Below are 17,051 nucleotides of genomic sequence, written 5' to 3' on the forward strand. Positions count from 1 at the left end.
CGACTTCAACCAGAGCCCCGCCATGATTTCTTCCGGATATTCACCTGCCCAGATAGTGGCCAACACTGCCGCGTTCCTATGGAAGTGGGTCGCGTCGGCTTTCGGCGCCTCCGCCCTGATCGCCCTCGCCGTCATGGCCGCCATCTGGTTCAGCGGCCAGAGTCTCGACATCAACAGCTACAAGCCGTTCGCGACAACCTCACACCGGGTCATCGCGTTGCTCATCGTCTTCATCTGCTGGCTGATCGGCGTCGTGTTCGTGCGCTGGCGGACCCGGGGACTGAAGCCGCCGAGCCCCGGGAAACCGGTGGTGCAAGATCCCATGGAGCTTGAAATCGAAGCGATGCGGCAGAGCTTCCGCAACGCCGTGAAGACCATCCGCACCAAGTGGACCGGCGAAGAACGCGGCCGGCAAACGCTTTATACATTGCCCTGGTACGTGGTGATGGGGCCCCCCGCCGTCGGCAAGACGTCCCTGCTCGCCGCATCGGGCATGAAGTTCCCGCTGGCCCATTTGCTCGGGCTCGAAAGCTTCAAGAGCATCAAGCTCACGGTAGAGCCGCAATACTGGGTCACGAACGACAGCGTCCTGTTCGACGTGCCTGGAGCATGGCTGCGGCCTGCCTCTCAGAAGGCGGGGGCCGAGACGAGCAAGCCCCGCGAGTCTCGCCTCTGGAACGCCTTCTCGGCCTTGTTGACGGAGCACCGGCCGCGCCGCCCCATCAACGGCGTCATACTGGTGCTCGACATCTGTGACCTCATGCGCACCACGGAGGAGGAGCGGGGTAACCTTTCCGCCTCGATCCATGGCCGTCTCGTCGAGATGTCGGAAGCGCTAGGGACTCGCTTCACGATCCACATTGTGGTCAACAAGATCGATCACCTGCTGGGCTTTCGCGATTATTTCCAGCAGTTCAGCAAGCTCGACCGGCTCGCGCCGTTCGGCTTTTCGTTCGACGTCTATGACGAACTGCACGCCGACGCTTGGCGGGAGACCTTCGCCACGGATTTCGCGGCCTTCATGGGGCGGATGAACGACGACCTGATCGACCGGCTCTACGCGCAGCGCGATCTCACGGCGCGCAAGAACATCTACATGTTCACCCGGCAGCTGTCGGCGGCAGGGGTGGTGCTGCAACACTTCCTGGTCGATTGTCTTCAAGCCGACCGTTTTTCGACTCCGCCTTTAGTGCGGGGTCTCTACTTCACCACGACAAAGCAGGAAGGCGTGCCGTTCAACGCGCTGCTCGCCCGCATCTCGCGAGACTACGCTCTGCCGGCCCCGGTGATGCCGGCTTACTCGGGCTTGTCGCAGCCGTACTTCCTCGCCCAGCTGTTTGCCGATGCCATCTTCACGGAGGCTGGGCTCGCCGGCGATAACAAGATCGTCGAGCGGCGCAAGATGATCGCCGTCAACGCGACCGGCATGGCCGCGGCCGCGGCGCTGATAACGTTCGGCTTCTATCTGTTCGAAGCCTACCGCGACAACGCCGCCCGGGCGGCGTCGGTCGTGGCTAGGACGCGCGACTTCGTGACCCTGCCGCAAGGCGTCGATGCCTCCGGCGAGGTGGCACTGCTGCGGCCGGCGATGGATGCCATCCGCGACGCCACCACGGTCTTTCCAGACTGGTGCACCAAATATCACTTGCTGGACTACCTCGCGCTCTACCAAGGACACCGGATCGGACCGGAGATCGAGAAGGTTTACGCGACTCTATTGGCGGAGCGGTTCCTGCCGGCCCTTGCGGCGCAAGTGAAGGACCGAATTATCGCCCTCGGCCGAGACGATGCCACCCGCGACGAGGACGAGCGCCTGAACCTGCTTCGGGTCTACTTGCTGATGGGCGACAAGGGCAAACGCGATGCCCTCGACGCGCGCCCGGATGCCAAGGGCGCGCCGTCAAAACTCGGAACACGAGCCATCGAAACCTGGTTTTCCGAGCGGTGGCAGGGCGCCTATCAAGGCCGGGGGCAGGTACAGGATTCCTTGAACGGGCACCTCGCCCACGCCCTCGAAGTGTCGGACGTCACGGTGGCCCTGCATCAACCCGTGATTGATGCCGCCCGCGCGGATTTTGCCAAGGTTGATCGCACCCAACGCATCCTGCGCCGCCTGGAGCGCATCGCCGAGATGCAGCACCCCGTCCCAGTTTCCTTTCGCAAGGAGATCGGACCGGCTTTCGACCTGATCTTCGATCAAGGAATCCGCACCCCGCTCCAGGGCAAGGATATACAAATCCCGTTTCTTTATACCAAGAAAGGGTTTCACGATTTCTTCGTGCCGCAAAACGAGCAGATCTCGGCAATCGTTGTGGAAGATGCCTGGGTCATCGGCGAGCGCGACACAATCGCCTACTCGCCCGAAGATCTCGTCGCCTTCCGGGAGGGCGTGCTGAAACGGTACGTCTCGACCTATATCGGCGTCTGGGACCAAGCGGTGAATGTCCTCGACATCACGGCGATGCGCAACCTCGACCACGCCATCGCAATGCTGGAAAACGTCACCGGTCCGGCCAACGGGATCGGCCGGCTGCTGATGCTGATCAAAGCCAACAGCGTCGTCTACGAGCCAAAGACGACGGAACTGCGCAAGGACCAGCCCGTCAAAGCCCTCGATAACACGATCACGCCTTTCGACCCGAACGAGGCGGAGGGGCTGCGCATCGTCCGACGGTTCGATCCCCTTGCTCGGATCGTCACGGCCACCGGCAACGGCAAGCCCTATATGGAGGAAATCGTTGCCAAAGTTGGCGCAGTCGAGACCTACCTGCGAGAAATCCGCTCGGGCGAAGCTTCCTCCAAACCGCTCGCTTTGGAGCGGGTGCGGGAACGGGCAACCCTCCAGGGAACCACCGACCCGATCAGTGACCTCGAAAAGGTCGGCGTCAACCAGCCACCGCCCCTCAACAGGATCATGGACAAACTCGCCGCTCAGTCGTGGAAGGTCGTGTTGGAAGCGGCACGGCTCGATCTTCAGGCGGTCTGGCAGGGGGACGTCTACCGCAGCTTCAGCGTGTCGCTGGCCAACAAATACCCCTTCCGCAAAAACGCTCAGGAGGAGGTAACGCTCGACGAATTTCAAGCATTCTTTGGACCGCAAGGCACTTTCGATCGGTTTTTTACGAATTATCTCGCAACTTTTGTCGACTTGGACACGCGAAAATCTAAGCTTATTGACAGACAATCGATTGAAATCCGGTCGGAATTTCTAGCAGAATTGGAAAAATTACGCCAGATTCGCTCAATTTATTTTGATGCGAAGGGGGCACCCTCCCTGCGCTATCAGATCGAGCCTCTTAGCCTGTCGAACAGCGCCGGGGCGGCGATTCTGAATATCGAGGGACAGCTTGTGCCCTACCGGCACGGGCCGGCTCAGACCTACACGATCCTGTGGCCCAATGCCTCGACGACGCGCAACAACGCCTCGTCACTAACGGTCGCCGGTCGATCGAATGGCGCGATCACCCATAGCGGTGTCTGGTCAAGCTTCCGGTTGATCGATGCCGCTCGTGTGACGGACGTTCGTGGCCCGGCTGACCCGGTGGAGATGGTGTTCAGTGTCAACGGCGTGAACGCCCTCTACGCGATCCGGGCGCTCGCTCCCGTCAACCCCTTCCGCGAGCAACCGCTAACGCATCTGCGATTGCCGGAGACCTTATGAGCACGCGTCAGGCGGTCTCCGAGTCAAGGTTCGTCTCGGGCGAGGAGCGGATCGATCGTCACCGCTGGGTAGAGGCCGTCCTTGCTCCCCTTCCGGGCTCCGACGCCTATGGCATGCCGGCAGACGAGCATGAGAGCTGGGACGAGATCGAAACCGATCTGATGAAACGCGGCACCCTCGTGCAAGCAAGTATCCGCTGGTCCGCAATCGCGGAGATCGCGGCGGCCTTGCTGCGCACCAGTTCGAAGGATCTGCGGCTGCTCCAAGTTCTGGTCCATGCTGCGCCGCATCTCCTCGGCAATGAGGCTTTGCCCGTTTGTATGGTCGCCGCCGCACAATTCCACATCAGCTATGGGGGCGCCCCCCATCCCCGCAACCGGCCGCGCGAGAAACTCGCAGAACTCCTCGTGAAGTGCCTTACAGATCTGATGCCGGCGCCGGGCCGAGGCTATCTCGATCCGGTCGACGCCATCATCGTGGTGAAGGCGTGCGATGCGCTCGCAGCAAACCTCGCCGAAATCTCGCCCGATCTCGGGCTTGATCTTGGCCTTATCGGCAGCCGGGCAGCCGAGATCGTCCGAGCCAACGAGGAGGCGCATCCGCTGCCGGCCCTCGCGCCCGCCGTTTCCGCAACGGAGTCGAAGCTGGATCTTTTGGATGCGGCCGCCCCGCGGTCCGATCAGCTCCGCCTCGACCCTTCAAATGAGCGGGCGTTAAAACAAAGTCTGGCGACGGTGGCAGAGTTTCTTCTCGAGCTCAATCCAGCTCAGCCCCTCGCCTACCGATTGAGGCGGTTCTCTACCTGGTACGGCATCTCCTCCCCCCCGCCCTTGAGCCGCTCGGCGCAACGCAGCGTTCTGCACCCTGTAAGCGAGGATATTGCTGACAACTATCGTCAGGCGAGCGAACGCGGAGGCGCCGACACCGCCCTCGTGATGCGGCTTGAGCGCACCTGCGGCCAGCAGCCGTTCTGGTTTGAGGGGCAGTATCTCCAGTACCAAATTGCCATAAATCTCGGTCGTGAGGAAGTCGCTCAAGCTATCCGCGAGGAAGCGTCGCGCTTCCTCCGCACCGTACCAGGTGTCGAGGCGCTCCAGTTCTCAGATGGCACGCCGATGATCCCGGAGGCCGTCCGTGCATGGCTCGAAGCCACCCGCCGTTCCGTGACGCTCGGGGAGACCATGTCTCAGCAGGAGGGCAACGAGGGCTTCCTCGTCGTGGATCGCGCATTCCAGGCCGCGGCGAGCCAAGTGCAAAGCAGTATCGAGGCCGGTAACATCGACGAAGCCCTCGCCCTGCTCGATGAGACGCGCGGCGGTACGCGGGGCCTGCGCAATCAGACGATCTGGGACCTCTTCATTATCGAGAACTTGCGCAGCCTCGGATTGCGCAGCCATGCGGCGCGGCAGGCGGACCGTCTCCTCGCCTCTATCGCGAAGATCGGCCTCGCTGAATGGGAACCGGAATTGCTCAAGCGTATCGAGAGGCTCAAGGGATGAGACGAAAGTCCCAGACATTCGCCGTGCTGTGCCTGTGCGTCGCCGGGCTTAGCGGAATCGGCACGGCCTCGGCTGAGGAAGGGGCGGAAGAGCCAAGCTTCGACCTGCGGAAGATCTGGCCATTCACGCTCTTGGCCGGACCTTCGCCCAAGGTGGAACGCGAGGCCAAGACGCAGGCCAAAGCGCAGTGGCTCGACACACACCGGCTCACGAGCGAGCTAGGTCGGCAGGACGATTGGCCCTCCGCTACCGAGACTTGTGAGGCGAAGAACATGCGTATGACGGAGCGCCCGCAGCTTACGCTTCCCGAGACGGTGGCCGAAGCGTTCCGCCGGAAGGAACAGCGGCCGTGGTCGTTCATCCGATATGATGTGGAGGCGAAGGGGATCGCACGTGGGGTCGCGGCGATCGATTCAAGCGGTGACCCCGATTTCGATGCAGCGGCTGCGGCTGCGATGAGTTCCGCACGCTTCGAGCTTTTGAACGGGACCGATCTCGCGAAGGGCTGTATCGCCTATTTTGCAGGCACCGACTATGTTGGCACAGCGCCCGTACAGCCGAGCGAGAAGCGGGAAGCTGCTGCCGCTCCACGGCCGCTCACCCCGCGCCGGCGGCCAAAGGCTATCCCGCCTTCCGGCACACGGGAAACTTCACCTTTGCAGGGCGCAAGCACTGAAGATAATTCCAGCCCAACCAAGCGTTGGTGGTATCAGGATGCTCGCGATCAGTCAGATTCCGCCTCTCATACCGCGCCAACTGACGGTATTACCTGTGCAACCTTAGCCGATAGGCTGGCGCGCCCCGTGCAGTGCGAGCGCTAACACTTAACAAAGGGTGACGCGGCGGATCTTTTCCGGGATCGACCAGCCGCATGAAGTCCGGCTCGGCGAGCACGTCACCCGCCACGCCTACGATCCGCTGGGCGCCCTGGCCGCGCTGGTGGTGGCCGAGCACGCAACGCTCGCCTTCACCCGGGACGGGCTCGGGCGCGAGGTCCGGCGTGAGAGCGCGGCGGGGTTCGTGCTGGACAGCGCCTGGGACGCGGGCGGTCGGCTGTCGGCGCAGCGGGGCGGGCGGGCGATCCGGGGCCTGTCCGGGGCGATGGCGGTGCAGCGGGCGGGTCTGGCGGCCGACGCGGCGCGGCCGATCGAGCGCAGCTATGCCTGGGACCAGTCGGACGCGCCGACCGCGATCGTCGAGCGGCTGTGGGGCGAGGCGGCGTTCGCCTACGACGGCAACGGGCAGGTGGCCGAGGCGCGCTTCGGCGAGCGGGCGGAGCGGTTCTCGTATGACCCGGCGCGCAACCTCGCGGGTGTGGCGGTCTCCAGTCTCGGCGCGGTCGAGCACTTGCGCAGCCTCGGTGAACCTGTGCCCAACAAGCTGCTCGCCCATGTCGCCCCGCTCGACTAGCGGCACATCAGCCTTATCGGCGACGATCTCTGGCAGAACGCCGCAGCCGAGCTGGTCCGCGACGGATACCGTCCGCTCAACCTCCGCGACGAGGCCAGGGTGGCATGCGCCGCGTTCGCACAATATTCAGCTTGCCGCTGTCCATGCAGCAATCGTTCTGGTGGCCCCTCAAAGTCGAATACTCCAATTTTACATCACAAATTCTCAATATTATCCATCTATTTTTCCAAACAATCGAATCATGCCTTCTTTTGATTGTGCAGTCATTTTGAAGAAATTTTTGTATCCGCCTTCTTCAACCTTGCTGCCCCTAAAAACGTAAAACGCGGTTTCTTCCTCATCCGAAAACTGATAAATAAATACGAGCGGAGTTCCATCTTCATAAGCCCAATCTGGTTCATTGATCCAAATCGGAGGCTTGAGCACGGAGCGAAATAGACACGGCACATTGTCGACCATCCATTTATTCGCATCAGGCAAGCCAGATGCTATAAATCTATCATACATATTTCTTGCAAACTCATCGCAAGACATAGCTCCGTAAGGCGTCATTAAGAAAGAGAATAATTTGCTACGAAAAACTCCAAACGGGCTATTCATTTCCTCCGCTTGTTTGCGTCCTTTTTCACGAAATTTGTTTCTAAGCTCTTCGCCTCGAGACATGCATCACTCCTTATCTACGGATGCAATGAATTTGTACCATTTAATATTCGAACCAAATCGTGCCCAGTATTATGAAATGCGTCCATACCTTGATGGCCTCATGGCGTAGTTGGCTCTAAGTTCCAGCTCTCGTTAGCACGCGCGCTTCCCCCTCTCTGTGTCAGCGTTCTATGATGCAGCTCAAGAGAGAGATCCCTTGTTGATAGCTGTCCAGTTCTTCGACTTCTGACTACCATCGACATTTTCGGTGCTAAGCCATGCTCCATGCGATCTATGTTTGCAGATGAATATTTATATGACGGGTTTCCCTCTCCTGCTGACCTAAGTTTTTCCAGTAATTCTGCCTAGCGGTGTTCCAATTTGCGGGTGCTTCCGGCGCCGGTCTCTAATAGAGTGCACGAGCATCCAGTCCTAACGGATCAACCCAGCCAACCGGCCGGTCGACGTACCCCTGCGGCCTGTCACCTCCTTCCAGCCCGATCGGATCCGGGCTGACATACTGCCCCGCCACCGGATCATAGTGTCGGTGCCGGTTGTAGTGCAGCCCCGTCTCCGCATCCGCCCACTGGCCCTGGAACCGGATCGGGCAAGCCCACGCCGCCGCCTCCGGCGCCGCCCGCAGCGCCAGGTTGCCCGACACCCGCACCGGCACAGAACTGCCGATCCCGCCGAGCCCGCCATACCCACCGCCATCGTCGTTGGCCGGCGCCAGCAGCGCCGCCTTGACACCCAGAACCGCGCCCCAGGTCGACAGACGCGCCGCCCATTGGACGGCGCCGTCCTCGTCGACCAACTCCCGCGGCGTGCCGAGATGGTCCGTCACCACGTACGACAGGCGCCGACCCGCCGGCGTCCACGCCTCCCTGGCCAGCGGCACGAAACCGCCCGGTTCTTGCGCCCAGCGGGTCGCCAGATGCCAATGCGCGTGCTCCGTGACGTCGAGCGGCGCTTCTTCCGCCACCACGTCCCCGTCCCAGGAGAACGCCGTGCCGATGATCGGCGGCAGATCGGGAGCATGAAGATCCGCCCATGGCGCCACCGGCTCCGGACGCCGCGGCTCCAGGTAGTGCGCCCCGCGGTCCACCTCTGGCCCGTCCTGCCCCGGATAGCGCTGGCCGACCCAGGCCCGCTCGGCCTCGCTCAGCGCCCGCCGCTTCCACAGCCGACGCCCGAACGGATCGTAGCCGTAGGTCCAGACCTCGCCGTCTGGCGTCGTGCACCCGACCAGACGGTCGAGCCCGTCCCAGCGGTAGCGCCAAACCTGCGGACGGAACCCCGCCCGCTCCAGGCGCCGCTCGACCACACGCCCGCACGCGTCGTGGCTCAGCGCGAGGCGCTCGCCGTTCGGCCCGCGCGCGAGCCGCACCACCCCGCCCGGGCTGTTGCTCCAGCCTGACAGCCCCGCCACATCCGCGGCCACGCCAGGACCAGAGACCGCCACACCCGCGAGGTTGCGCGCCGGGTCATACGAGAACCGCTCCGCCCGCTCGCCGAAGCGCGCCTCGGCCACCTGCCCGTTGCCGTCGTAGGCGAACGCCGCCTCGCCCCACAGCCGCTCGACGATCGCGGTCGGCGCGTCCGACTGGTCCCAGGCATAGCTGCGCTCGATCGGCCGCGCCGCGTCGGCCGCCAGACCCGCCCGCTGCACCGCCATCGCCCCGGACAGGCCCCGGATCGCCCGCCCGCCCCGCTGCGCCGACAGCCGACCGCCCGCGTCCCAGGCGCTGTCCAGCACGAACCCCGCCGCGCTCTCACGCCGGACCTCGCGCCCGAGCCCGTCCCGGGTGAAGGCGAGCGTTGCGTGCTCGGCCACCACCAGCGCGGCCAGGGCGCCCAGCGGATCGTAGGCGTGGCGGGTGACGTGCTCGCCGAGCCGGACTTCATGCGGCTGGTCGATCCCGGAAAAGATCCGCCGCGTCACACGCCGGCCGCAGGCATCGTACCGGCTCTGCACCCGGCGTCCGCCGACATCCTCCTCGACGATCCGCCCGTCCCTGTCGCGGATGTATTCCATCCGCGTCGCGCCGTTCGTCGCCTCGACCAGCAGCCCGCGCTGGTCGTACCCATAGGCGACCTGATCCTGCCGCCGCCCGTCCGGGCCGAACACCGCGATCCCGGTGACCAGCCCGGTCCGGTCGTAAGTGTAGGCCAGCCGGGCACCGTCCGGCCTGACCGTCTCGCTCACCCGCCCGAGGACGTCGCGGGTGTAGCGCGTGGTGCGCCCGTCGAAGTCGGTCTCGGACACCACCCGGCCGGCGGCATCCCGCTCCAGCGCGTAGCGCCGGCCGAGCGCGTTGGTCACCTGCGTGAGCCGGCCCTCGCCGTCGTAGACGAGCGTGAGCGTGCCGCCGTTCGGGTCCTCGATCGCCTCCAGCACGTCGAAGGCGCCGTGGCGGTAGCGCCAGGTCCGGCCCTCGCCGTCCGTGACGCTGGCCAGCGCCCCCTCCGGATCGAAGGCGCGCGCCACCGTCGTGCCGTCCGGCCGGGTCAGCCCGGTCGGGGTGGCAAAGCCGCCGGGACCGGCCGCGTAGGTGAGCCGCGTCGTGCGCCCGAGCGGGTCGGTGGTCTCGATGAGCCGCCCAAACGCGTCGTAGCCGAACCGGGTGACGCCGCCCCTGGCGTCGGTGACGCTGGCGAGCCAGCCGCCCGCGTCGTAGGTGCGCCGCTCCTCGGTGCCGTCGGGGAAGCGCGTCAGGGTGATCCGGCCGCGGGCGTCCCGCTCGTACTCCGTGCGGTGGCCCTCGGCGTCGGTCTCGGCCGCGAGGTTGGCCTGGGCATCGTAGTCGTTGCGCCGGACGTTGCCCGCGCCGTCGACGACGATGTCGAGTTGGCCCTCCGGTCCCCAGCCGTACAGCGTCTCCCGCCCCTCGGCGTCGACGTGGCTCCGCACGTTGCCGAAGATGTCGTAGCGCGTGCGCGCGGTAGCCCCGGCCGCGTCCGTGGTGGCGGTGCGGAAGCCGTAGCGGTCGAAGCTGTGGCGCGTGGTGGCGCCGAGCGCGTCGGTCTCGGCCGTGACGTTGTCGTTCTCGTCGTAGGCGAAGACCTGCGCCCGGGCCGCGTCGCCGCCCGGCAGGTAGGTGGTCCGGCGCTCGGCCGCGTCGTAGAGGAAGCGGTCGCCGTTCCACAGGCCGGTGGTCTCGGTGTGCACCACCCGGCCGGCATCGTCGTAGCCGAACACGGTCTGCGAGCGGCGGGTCTTGTTGTGCCAGCGGGCGAGCAGCGGCCGGTCGGGCTGCCAGTCGTACTGCACCGACATGCCGAAGCCGCAGTCGGCCCGGGCCATGCGGCCGCCTGTGTCGTAGCCGTACTCGGCCAGCCTCAGGCTGGCGCCGCTGAGCCCGATCAGCGTGATTCCGGTGCGCCGGCCGGCCGCGTCGTTGTCGAAGGCGAGCGCGAGGCCGTCGGAGCTCTCGGCCCGCAGGAGCACGCCCGCGTGGTCGCGAGTGAGGGTGAGCGCGTTGCCGGAGAGATCCTCGACGCGCTCCAGCCGATAGAAGCCGTCCGGGTACTGGCGGAAATGCTTGAGGAGGCGCTGGTCCTTGAGGCGGAGTTGGCGCAGCCAGGGTGCGGTGAGTTCGAGGTGGGGGTATCCGGCGTTCTTTACGGGCAGGAAGTTGAACGGGCGCTCGAAGGCGATGCGCTTGCCGTCGGCCTGGTGGAAGGCGAGGTGGCCGGGGGCGTAGTTGTCGAGGTACTCGTCGAAGGCCGAAATCTGGCAGGGGCCGAGCGGCCGGGGCCATCCCGCGGCGTCGGGCATCTGCAAGCCCATGTACCGGGCGCCGTCGAGCGGCAGCGCGCCGGGGACCAGGAAGTCGTGCCACGTCTCCAGGTACTCGCCGGTCGTGACCGAGACCGGCTCGCCGACGGTCGTGGTGGCCGAAGGGCCACTCCCCTCGCCGGCTTCAACGGCCTCGCTGGCGACCTCGCCAGCGGCCTTGCTGGCAGGCGTCGGGGCCGCCTTGCGAAAGAAGATCCCTTTGACGCTCTCAGCTGCTTCAGCAAGGTGGGGGGCAACGCGACTCAGTATCGGTCCAATGACGTATCGCCCTGCAGCGCCCTCCAAAGCCATAATAAGGCCCTGCTTGGCATACTCTTCGGCAAATTCCTTGGTGAATTGACCGGATATATCTGCATTCGTGAATACGCCACTAAACACGCTATCGGAGGTGCTTCCGCTTTGGAGGGAGTCGTACCGGTGTAATAGCTGGTCTAGCGCGCGCGGATTAGCCGGATTTGGGCCCATCTTGACGAAACCGTCGTAGGATCCGACGATGTCGTCCAAAGCTTTTTGATAATAGGGAACACCTTTTCCAGAAACGATCGCTGCGGCCTTTGCTTTATCGCTCAAGACATGAGAGAGTTTCCTTGGAGCTGCCGTGCAACCGGAATTAACTTCGGCTTTGCAGTTGGCCCTCTGCTGGGACTCATGATCGCCGGTTTGTTCACGCGCGTCGCCGCGGTGTAGCGGCGTGCTCCCCGCGTGGCCCGGCTGAGGCGCGGTTCCGCCCCCTGGAGGCGAGGTCGATGACGTCCCGGGCGTGTAGGCGAAGTGCTTCCCTTCCGAACCGGACGCCATCACGCAGCCCCTACATCAGACGACCCAGCGGGCGGGTGCGGCAGCCATGTCTTCGGCGGCGTGTCGCCCTCGCCGTCCCAGGTGCTGTAGTTCTCCAGGAAGACGACCAGACCCAGCGCCGCCACCCGCGCCACGAGTTCCGCCGGCAACTCGGGCGTCGCTGTCGGCACCCGGCCGAGCACCGCGATCCAGATCACGCCCTCGATCCGTCCCCTGCGTAGGCCCTCCACGAGCGCCGTCTGGGCCGACACGGACGCGGCGACGCGCTCGACCGAAGCCGTCGCGCCCGCGACATCGGCGTCCTCGGATACGGCCAGGGCGGCGTAATGCGCGTCCGCCACTCGCCTGGCCAAGGGACCGGTCTCGGCCAGCGGCTCGCCGAGCCTGTGCCTCTGCACCACCGGCAAGCCCAGGTGCTCGACCACGTCATCGAGCGGCACCTGCCGGCTCGTGAGCCGCAGGCTCAGGTCTATCGGGTTGTGACGGATCTTGCGCGCTGCCATGATCCTCACTCCCCCAGGTTGCCGATGTGCTCGCCGCCGTAGAAGATGTCGCCTGTCTTCAGGTCGAACGTGTAGGCCCCGTTGGCCGGGACGGCCGCCGCCTGCTTGGCGGCGTGCAGGGCGTCCGACGCGTCGACTGGATCGATCCTCAGGACCTTGCAGGCGTACTTGAAGTTCTGAGTCGTGTTGGCGGCGAACTCGACCGACTGCTTGCCCTTCTTCGGCTCCTCGCCGCCGGGATCGGGCCGGTTGATCCAGGCCGGGTCCCGGTGGCTGACCACCGCGAACCCCTCCGAGTAGAAGAAGCTCGACCCCTCCTTGGCGTGCGCCATGCCGAGATAGCCCGGCACCTTCACGCCCTTGCCCGTGCCCTGCTCGTGCCCGGTCGAGGTCGCGCACCGCGAGTTCAGCTGGAAGTCGTAGTTGCCGTTGTTGCGCACCGAGGTCGACGTGCGCGTGGCCGACGACAGGAATGCGATCGACGTGTAGGGCACCGGCACCATCGCGCTGCCCCGCGGCGTCAGGCACACGTCCGGACCCTTCGACACGATCACGTTCGATCCGTCCTTGCGCGCCGAGATCCGACCCTCGCTCATGCCGCCCGCTCCCGCGCCCGCTCGTCGATGGAAGTTTCATTCGGGCTGTCGCCCGCCAGCTCCGCCGGCGGCCGGCGCAGGATCGTGGCGGTGGCGTACCGGTCCGGCTCGAACCGCACCCGCCAGCTTAAGAACACCCGCGCGTCCGCGAGCTGCGGTGCCGCCACGTCCAGCAGTACCGTGTCCAGCACCATCGGCCGGACCTCGACCGCGCCCCCGGGCTCGGCGAACGCCACCGCCAGTGCCTCGCCCGGCAGGTCGAGATGCACCGGCCGCGCATCCCCGGTCAGCCCGGCGAGCTGGATGTGCTCGTCGCCAACGAGGTGGCCGGGGCAGATCAGGTCGGGATGGGCCGCGTTGTGGTAGGCGAAGTCGTAGTCCGGCGGCCAGTCCGGCCAGATCGTGTCCAGCCAGCGCTGGTCGTAGGTCCCGGCCAGCGGCAGCCGCGGCTCCCACGCGCACGGGATCGGCCCGAGCGTGTGCGGCCGCCGCAGCGTGTAGGGCTCGTCCAGCACCTCGTCGGCCCCGAGGATCTGCGGCGCGGGGTGCGCCCGCGTGTGGTCGCTGCCCTCCGGGTGCAGCCAGCCGCAGCCGATCGGGTTGTAGGGGTCGTCGGCGAAGACCGGCCGGCCCTCGGCATCCGTGCCCGCAGGCGGCGTGCCGCCGAAGGCCAGCTCGTAGTGCAGCGGCACCTCGGCCACCGGCTCCGGATCCGACAGGCGCCAGCCCCGGAACGCCGCGCGGTGGCGGGGCCACTCCGCCCATTCCTCGTCCGACAGCGCCCGCGCCCAGTCCGGCTCCCAGCGCCGCGGGCCGGTCACCCGCACCCGCTTCTCCACCACCGTCGCGCCGCCCCGGGAGACCCGCACCCCCGCCAGCCACGCGGGGATCGGCACGCCCCCGGGCGCACGCGCCACCGCGTTGACCAGGATGTCGGTGCGCGGCTTGTACGACACGAGGTCCGAGGGGTGCCACGCCGAGCTGACGTTCACCGCCCCGTGGCAGGCATCCGTGAACAGCAGCGGCGCCTGCTCCTCGGCCACTGCCAGCCGCCCGTCCCTCCCGGGCGCGTAGGTCGCCTTGACGATGACCACGCCGAACTCGCCGCCGCGGTTGTCGCCGGCATAGTATCGGAAGTTCGGGAACGGGGCGTGGTTGACCAGCTCCGGCATGACGACCTCAGTTGTTGTCGATCATCGCCGCGGCGATCTGCACGTGGGCCTCGCCATCGAGGTAGATCTTCACGCCCTTGAGCAGGATGTCGCCGTTGCTCTTCATCACGAGCATCGCCTTTGCGGCGCCGGCATTGCCGTCCTTGTCGGCCCCGCCTCCGACCTGGATCACCAACTCCTCGCCCACGCTGATCGTGCAGGTCTTGCCCACCGTCACCGTCTGGGCGAGCCCGACCACAGTGTTCTTCATCATCCCGACCTCTTCCGACGAGGTCATGCCGACGGTGCGGTTCATGTTCATCCCGACCGTGAGCTGCTTGTTCTGCGCGATCGTCTCGACGTGGTTGCCGCCGACATCGATCGACTTGTCGTTCCCAATGCTCTCCGACTGGTCGTGGTCGACCCGCTTGCGCCGGTCGTGGCGCACCTTCACCCGCATGTCCTTCTGCGCGTGGACGAACACCTCCTCGCGGCCCTGCTCGTCCTCGAACCGCAGCTCGTTGAACCCCTCGCCCTTGTGCGTCTTCGACCGGATCGTCATCCGCGTCTTGTGGGCCGGCAGCGGGTACGGCACCGGCTCGCGCGCGTTGTAGGCCCGGCCCGTGATGATCGGCTGGTCGGGATCGCCCTCCAGGAAGTCCACGATCACGTGCTGGCCCACCCGCGGCAGCGCCATCTGCCCCCAGCTCGCCCCCGCCCAGCCCTGGCTCACCCGGATCCAGCACGAGGCCGTGTCGTCCGTCCGCCCCGACCGGTCCCAGGGAAAGCGCACCTTCACCCGGCCGAACGCGTCGCAGTGGATCTCCTCGCCCGCCGGACCGGTCACGATCGCCATCTGCGGGCCCTCCACCCGCGGCTTGGCGGGCGCGTCCGGGCGGTACGGCGTGTCGTGCCGGATCACCCGGAACGACGTGGTCAGGTACGCGCCCCCGTCGCCGGCATCGCCCGCCACCGCCCCCGGCTGGCTGCCGGCGTGGCTCGCCGCCACCACCAGGAACCGCCGGTTCAAGGCCGGATCGGGATGCTCGGTCAGCTCGAAGCGGTGCCCGGGCAGCAGCCGCGCGCATCGCCCCGCCCCCTCGCCGTGGCTGGCCTCATCCCGGAACCCCTCCAGGCGGTAGCGCGTGAACGCCCGGCCCACCGCGTCCGCCTTGTAGCGCCCGGGGTAGTCGTACATCTCCAGCTTGTGCGTCAGCCCGTTCAGCACGCTCGCCTGCGCCCGCGACTCGAAGTCGTGCACGGGGTTGCGGAAGAAGTGGTCGCGCTGGACCACATCGGAGGGCGCCACAACCTCCCGCCACGTGAACCGGCCGACATGCGGGCCCTTCACCGTGCCGCCCGGCAGCGCGTTGTACTCGATCGCCTCCGCGCCCGGCGCGTCCGGGGCGAGCTTGGTCGCGTCGGTCAGCACCAGGGTGTGGCCGCCCTCGGCGTGCTCGAAGTGGTAAGCGATGCCCTCCTCGGCCATCAGCCGCTCGATGAAGGCGAGGTGCGTCTCCCGGTACTGCACGCAATACTCGCGCGCGGGGTGCTGTTCGGTCAGCGCGAGGCGGTAGGCGCTGACGCCGGTCTCCTTGACCACCGCCTCGACGATCTCGGGCACGCTCTTTTCCTGGAAGACCCGGCAATCGGCCCCGAAGCGCAGGCGGTGCAGCGCCGGCATGAGCAGGACGGAGTAGCGCGTGTGGTGCGCGCCGCTGTCGCCGCGCTCGGACAGGGCGACCACGCCGTGGACGTGGCGGGGCGGGCCGTAGCGGTCGAGCACGGTGAGCCGCGCCGGCTTGTCGAGCAGCGCGGTGAGGTCGAGGCCCGGGTCGGGCGAGGCCAGCGCGATCTCGGCCTGGAACAGGCCCGAGATCGCCTCCTCCAGGCGGAAGCCCGTGACCGCGAGATCGGCCTCCGGCAGGCCGTCTGCGATGAACGCGAGGGTGAAGTCGCGCTCGATCTCGCTCAGCGGCTGGGTGATCTCGGCGGGCAGGGCGATCATCGGGGTCTCTCGAAGGCGGCGGTCCCGGCCGGCGGGGGCCGGCTCAAGGGGGTTGCCGGCTCAGGGGGTGCAGGCCGGGACGTGGAGGACGAAGCGCTGCAGCCAGAAGGCGGCCAGCCCCGCGCCCAGGACCAGGCCGAACCAGGAGTGCGGGCGACTGAGGCCGGCCAGGCCGATCAGGCCGAGCACCGGGCCGAGCGTGAGCAGGGCCAGGAGGATCGGCATCCCGTCGCGCCCGTCCGGCACGGCGCAGAACGCCACGGCCGCCGCCTCGGGCAGGTCGACGATCCACTCGGCCGGGTCGGCGGAGAACACCTGGATCGCCAGGGCGGTGACCAAAGCTCCCGGCACCAGCGCGAGGTCGCGGGCGTGGTCGCGCCAGCCCGGCCACCGCATCGGCAGCGGGGCGGGCGGTCGGACCATCCGGGCCGGGATCGGCCGCGGCGGGGGTTCGTCCGGGACGGGCTCGTCCTGGACACCCGCGTCCGGGCGTACCGCGTCCTGCGAGCCGCACGGCTGGACCAGGCGGAGCCGCCTGGGCCGTTTGGCGCGTGAGCCGCCCGAGGCGCGCATGCGCTCGTCCCCCGCCGCTCAGGTCGTCCGGCTCAGGCCTTGGGCTTGCGCCAGTCGTCGGCGCCCGACGTGCTGGCGACGGTGTGCTCCCACTCGATCCGGCGATAGGACAGCGACACGGCGATCAGCTGGGTGAAGTCGGCGTTGCGCGCGTCCTGGCAGTGCGGCAGCTGGGCGTCGATGTCGATGATGGTCGCGTCGATCAGCCGGGTGGTGAAGAAGTGCTCCTGCTTGCCGGCCGAGCTGGTGCGGAACCACTTGACCTCGACCTTGGTCAGCATCTCGCCCGAGGTGAGCGCGTTGTACAGGAGCGGGGTCGCCTTGTTCAGCGGCGCGGTGAACTTGAACGGCAGGTGGACGCGCTGGCCCGAGGGCTGGCCCGACTGCGGGTCGCGCGGGATGGTGACGCGG

General features: G+C 66.7%; 12 protein-coding genes (1 of these 12 only partly in view). 4 read left to right on the forward strand and 8 right to left on the reverse strand.

All coding sequences use genetic code 11. The annotated features are described in order from the left end of the window. Window positions 1-22 precede the first annotated feature (22 nt). From tssM to ACX9MN_RS25325, 4 genes are read left to right on the forward strand one after another with little or no spacing between them, the layout of a single operon-like run. Window positions 23-3,661 (forward strand): type VI secretion system membrane subunit TssM, encoded by a 3,639-nt coding sequence (gene tssM / locus ACX9MN_RS25310; RefSeq protein WP_489725771.1) that lies wholly within the window; start codon window positions 23-25, stop codon window positions 3,659-3,661. Then, entirely contained in the window at window positions 3,658-5,160 is a 1,503-nt protein-coding gene (tssA, locus tag ACX9MN_RS25315; protein ID WP_489725772.1) for a type VI secretion system protein TssA, read from the forward strand. The genes tssM and tssA overlap by 4 nt, the downstream gene beginning before the upstream one ends. Next, window positions 5,157-5,981, forward strand: coding sequence for a hypothetical protein (locus tag ACX9MN_RS25320; RefSeq protein ID WP_489725773.1), 825 nt, complete (start codon window positions 5,157-5,159; stop codon window positions 5,979-5,981). The genes tssA and ACX9MN_RS25320 overlap by 4 nt, the downstream gene beginning before the upstream one ends. Window positions 5,982-5,994: 13 nt before the next feature. After that, complete coding sequence (locus ACX9MN_RS25325) at window positions 5,995-6,570, forward strand: hypothetical protein (RefSeq protein WP_489725774.1); 576 nt, start codon at window positions 5,995-5,997, stop codon at window positions 6,568-6,570. A 210-nt stretch (window positions 6,571-6,780) separates the two neighbouring features. Here the strand turns inward: ACX9MN_RS25325 and ACX9MN_RS25330 are convergent, their stop codons facing one another. The 8 genes from ACX9MN_RS25330 to ACX9MN_RS25365 all read right to left on the reverse strand — a co-directional run. After that, window positions 6,781-7,233, reverse strand: a complete 453-nt coding sequence (locus ACX9MN_RS25330) for a hypothetical protein (RefSeq protein WP_489725775.1) — start codon at window positions 7,231-7,233, stop codon at window positions 6,781-6,783. 385 nt (window positions 7,234-7,618) lie between these two features. Continuing rightward, window positions 7,619-11,809, reverse strand: coding sequence for an RHS repeat-associated core domain-containing protein (locus tag ACX9MN_RS25335; RefSeq protein WP_489725776.1), 4,191 nt, complete (start codon window positions 11,807-11,809; stop codon window positions 7,619-7,621). Beyond that, a complete protein-coding gene (locus ACX9MN_RS25340) occupies window positions 11,809-12,312 on the reverse strand; it encodes a hypothetical protein (RefSeq protein WP_489725777.1) in 504 nt (167 codons plus the stop codon). Before ACX9MN_RS25340 ends, ACX9MN_RS25335 begins: the two co-directional genes overlap by 1 nt. Window positions 12,313-12,317: 5 nt before the next feature. Further along, on the reverse strand, window positions 12,318-12,908 hold the full coding sequence (locus ACX9MN_RS25345) for a PAAR-like domain-containing protein (RefSeq protein ID WP_489725778.1): 591 nt from the start codon (window positions 12,906-12,908) through the stop codon (window positions 12,318-12,320). Then, window positions 12,905-14,080 (reverse strand): DUF2169 family type VI secretion system accessory protein, encoded by a 1,176-nt coding sequence (locus ACX9MN_RS25350; RefSeq protein WP_489725779.1) that lies wholly within the window; start codon window positions 14,078-14,080, stop codon window positions 12,905-12,907. The genes ACX9MN_RS25345 and ACX9MN_RS25350 overlap by 4 nt, the downstream gene beginning before the upstream one ends. A gap of 7 nt (window positions 14,081-14,087) precedes the next feature. Then, entirely contained in the window at window positions 14,088-16,067 is a 1,980-nt protein-coding gene (locus tag ACX9MN_RS25355) for a type VI secretion system Vgr family protein (protein ID WP_489725780.1), read from the reverse strand. 60 nt (window positions 16,068-16,127) lie between these two features. Then, the gene (locus ACX9MN_RS25360) at window positions 16,128-16,490 is read right to left on the reverse strand and encodes a hypothetical protein (RefSeq protein ID WP_139215704.1); all 363 of its coding nucleotides are present in this window, start codon (window positions 16,488-16,490) and stop codon (window positions 16,128-16,130) included. A 182-nt stretch (window positions 16,491-16,672) separates the two neighbouring features. Then, on the reverse strand, window positions 16,673-17,051 hold the 3' portion of the coding sequence (locus tag ACX9MN_RS25365; RefSeq protein ID WP_331298132.1) for an Hcp family type VI secretion system effector. Its footprint extends 137 nt past the window's final position; the window shows 379 of its 516 coding nt (coding positions 138-516); its start codon lies off the right edge, out of view; it ends in the stop codon at window positions 16,673-16,675.

This window comes from Methylobacterium sp. 1A (genome assembly GCF_058072805.1).

Bases quoted from the DNA above. Each gene is read 5' to 3' on its own strand.
- tssM (WP_489725771.1), top strand. From the start codon at position 23: ATGATTTCTTCCGGATATTCACCTGCCCAGATAGTGGCCAACACTGCC.
- tssA (WP_489725772.1), top strand. From the start codon at position 3,658: ATGAGCACGCGTCAGGCGGTCTCCGAGTCAAGGTTCGTCTCGGGCGAG.
- ACX9MN_RS25320 (WP_489725773.1), top strand. From the start codon at position 5,157: ATGAGACGAAAGTCCCAGACATTCGCCGTGCTGTGCCTGTGCGTCGCC.
- ACX9MN_RS25330 (WP_489725775.1), bottom strand. From the start codon at position 7,233: ATGTCTCGAGGCGAAGAGCTTAGAAACAAATTTCGTGAAAAAGGACGC.
- ACX9MN_RS25335 (WP_489725776.1), bottom strand. From the start codon at position 11,809: ATGGCGTCCGGTTCGGAAGGGAAGCACTTCGCCTACACGCCCGGGACG.
- ACX9MN_RS25340 (WP_489725777.1), bottom strand. From the start codon at position 12,312: ATGGCAGCGCGCAAGATCCGTCACAACCCGATAGACCTGAGCCTGCGG.
- ACX9MN_RS25345 (WP_489725778.1), bottom strand. From the start codon at position 12,908: ATGAGCGAGGGTCGGATCTCGGCGCGCAAGGACGGATCGAACGTGATC.
- ACX9MN_RS25350 (WP_489725779.1), bottom strand. From the start codon at position 14,080: ATGCCGGAGCTGGTCAACCACGCCCCGTTCCCGAACTTCCGATACTAT.
- ACX9MN_RS25355 (WP_489725780.1), bottom strand. From the start codon at position 16,067: ATGATCGCCCTGCCCGCCGAGATCACCCAGCCGCTGAGCGAGATCGAG.
- ACX9MN_RS25360 (WP_139215704.1), bottom strand. From the start codon at position 16,490: ATGGTCCGACCGCCCGCCCCGCTGCCGATGCGGTGGCCGGGCTGGCGC.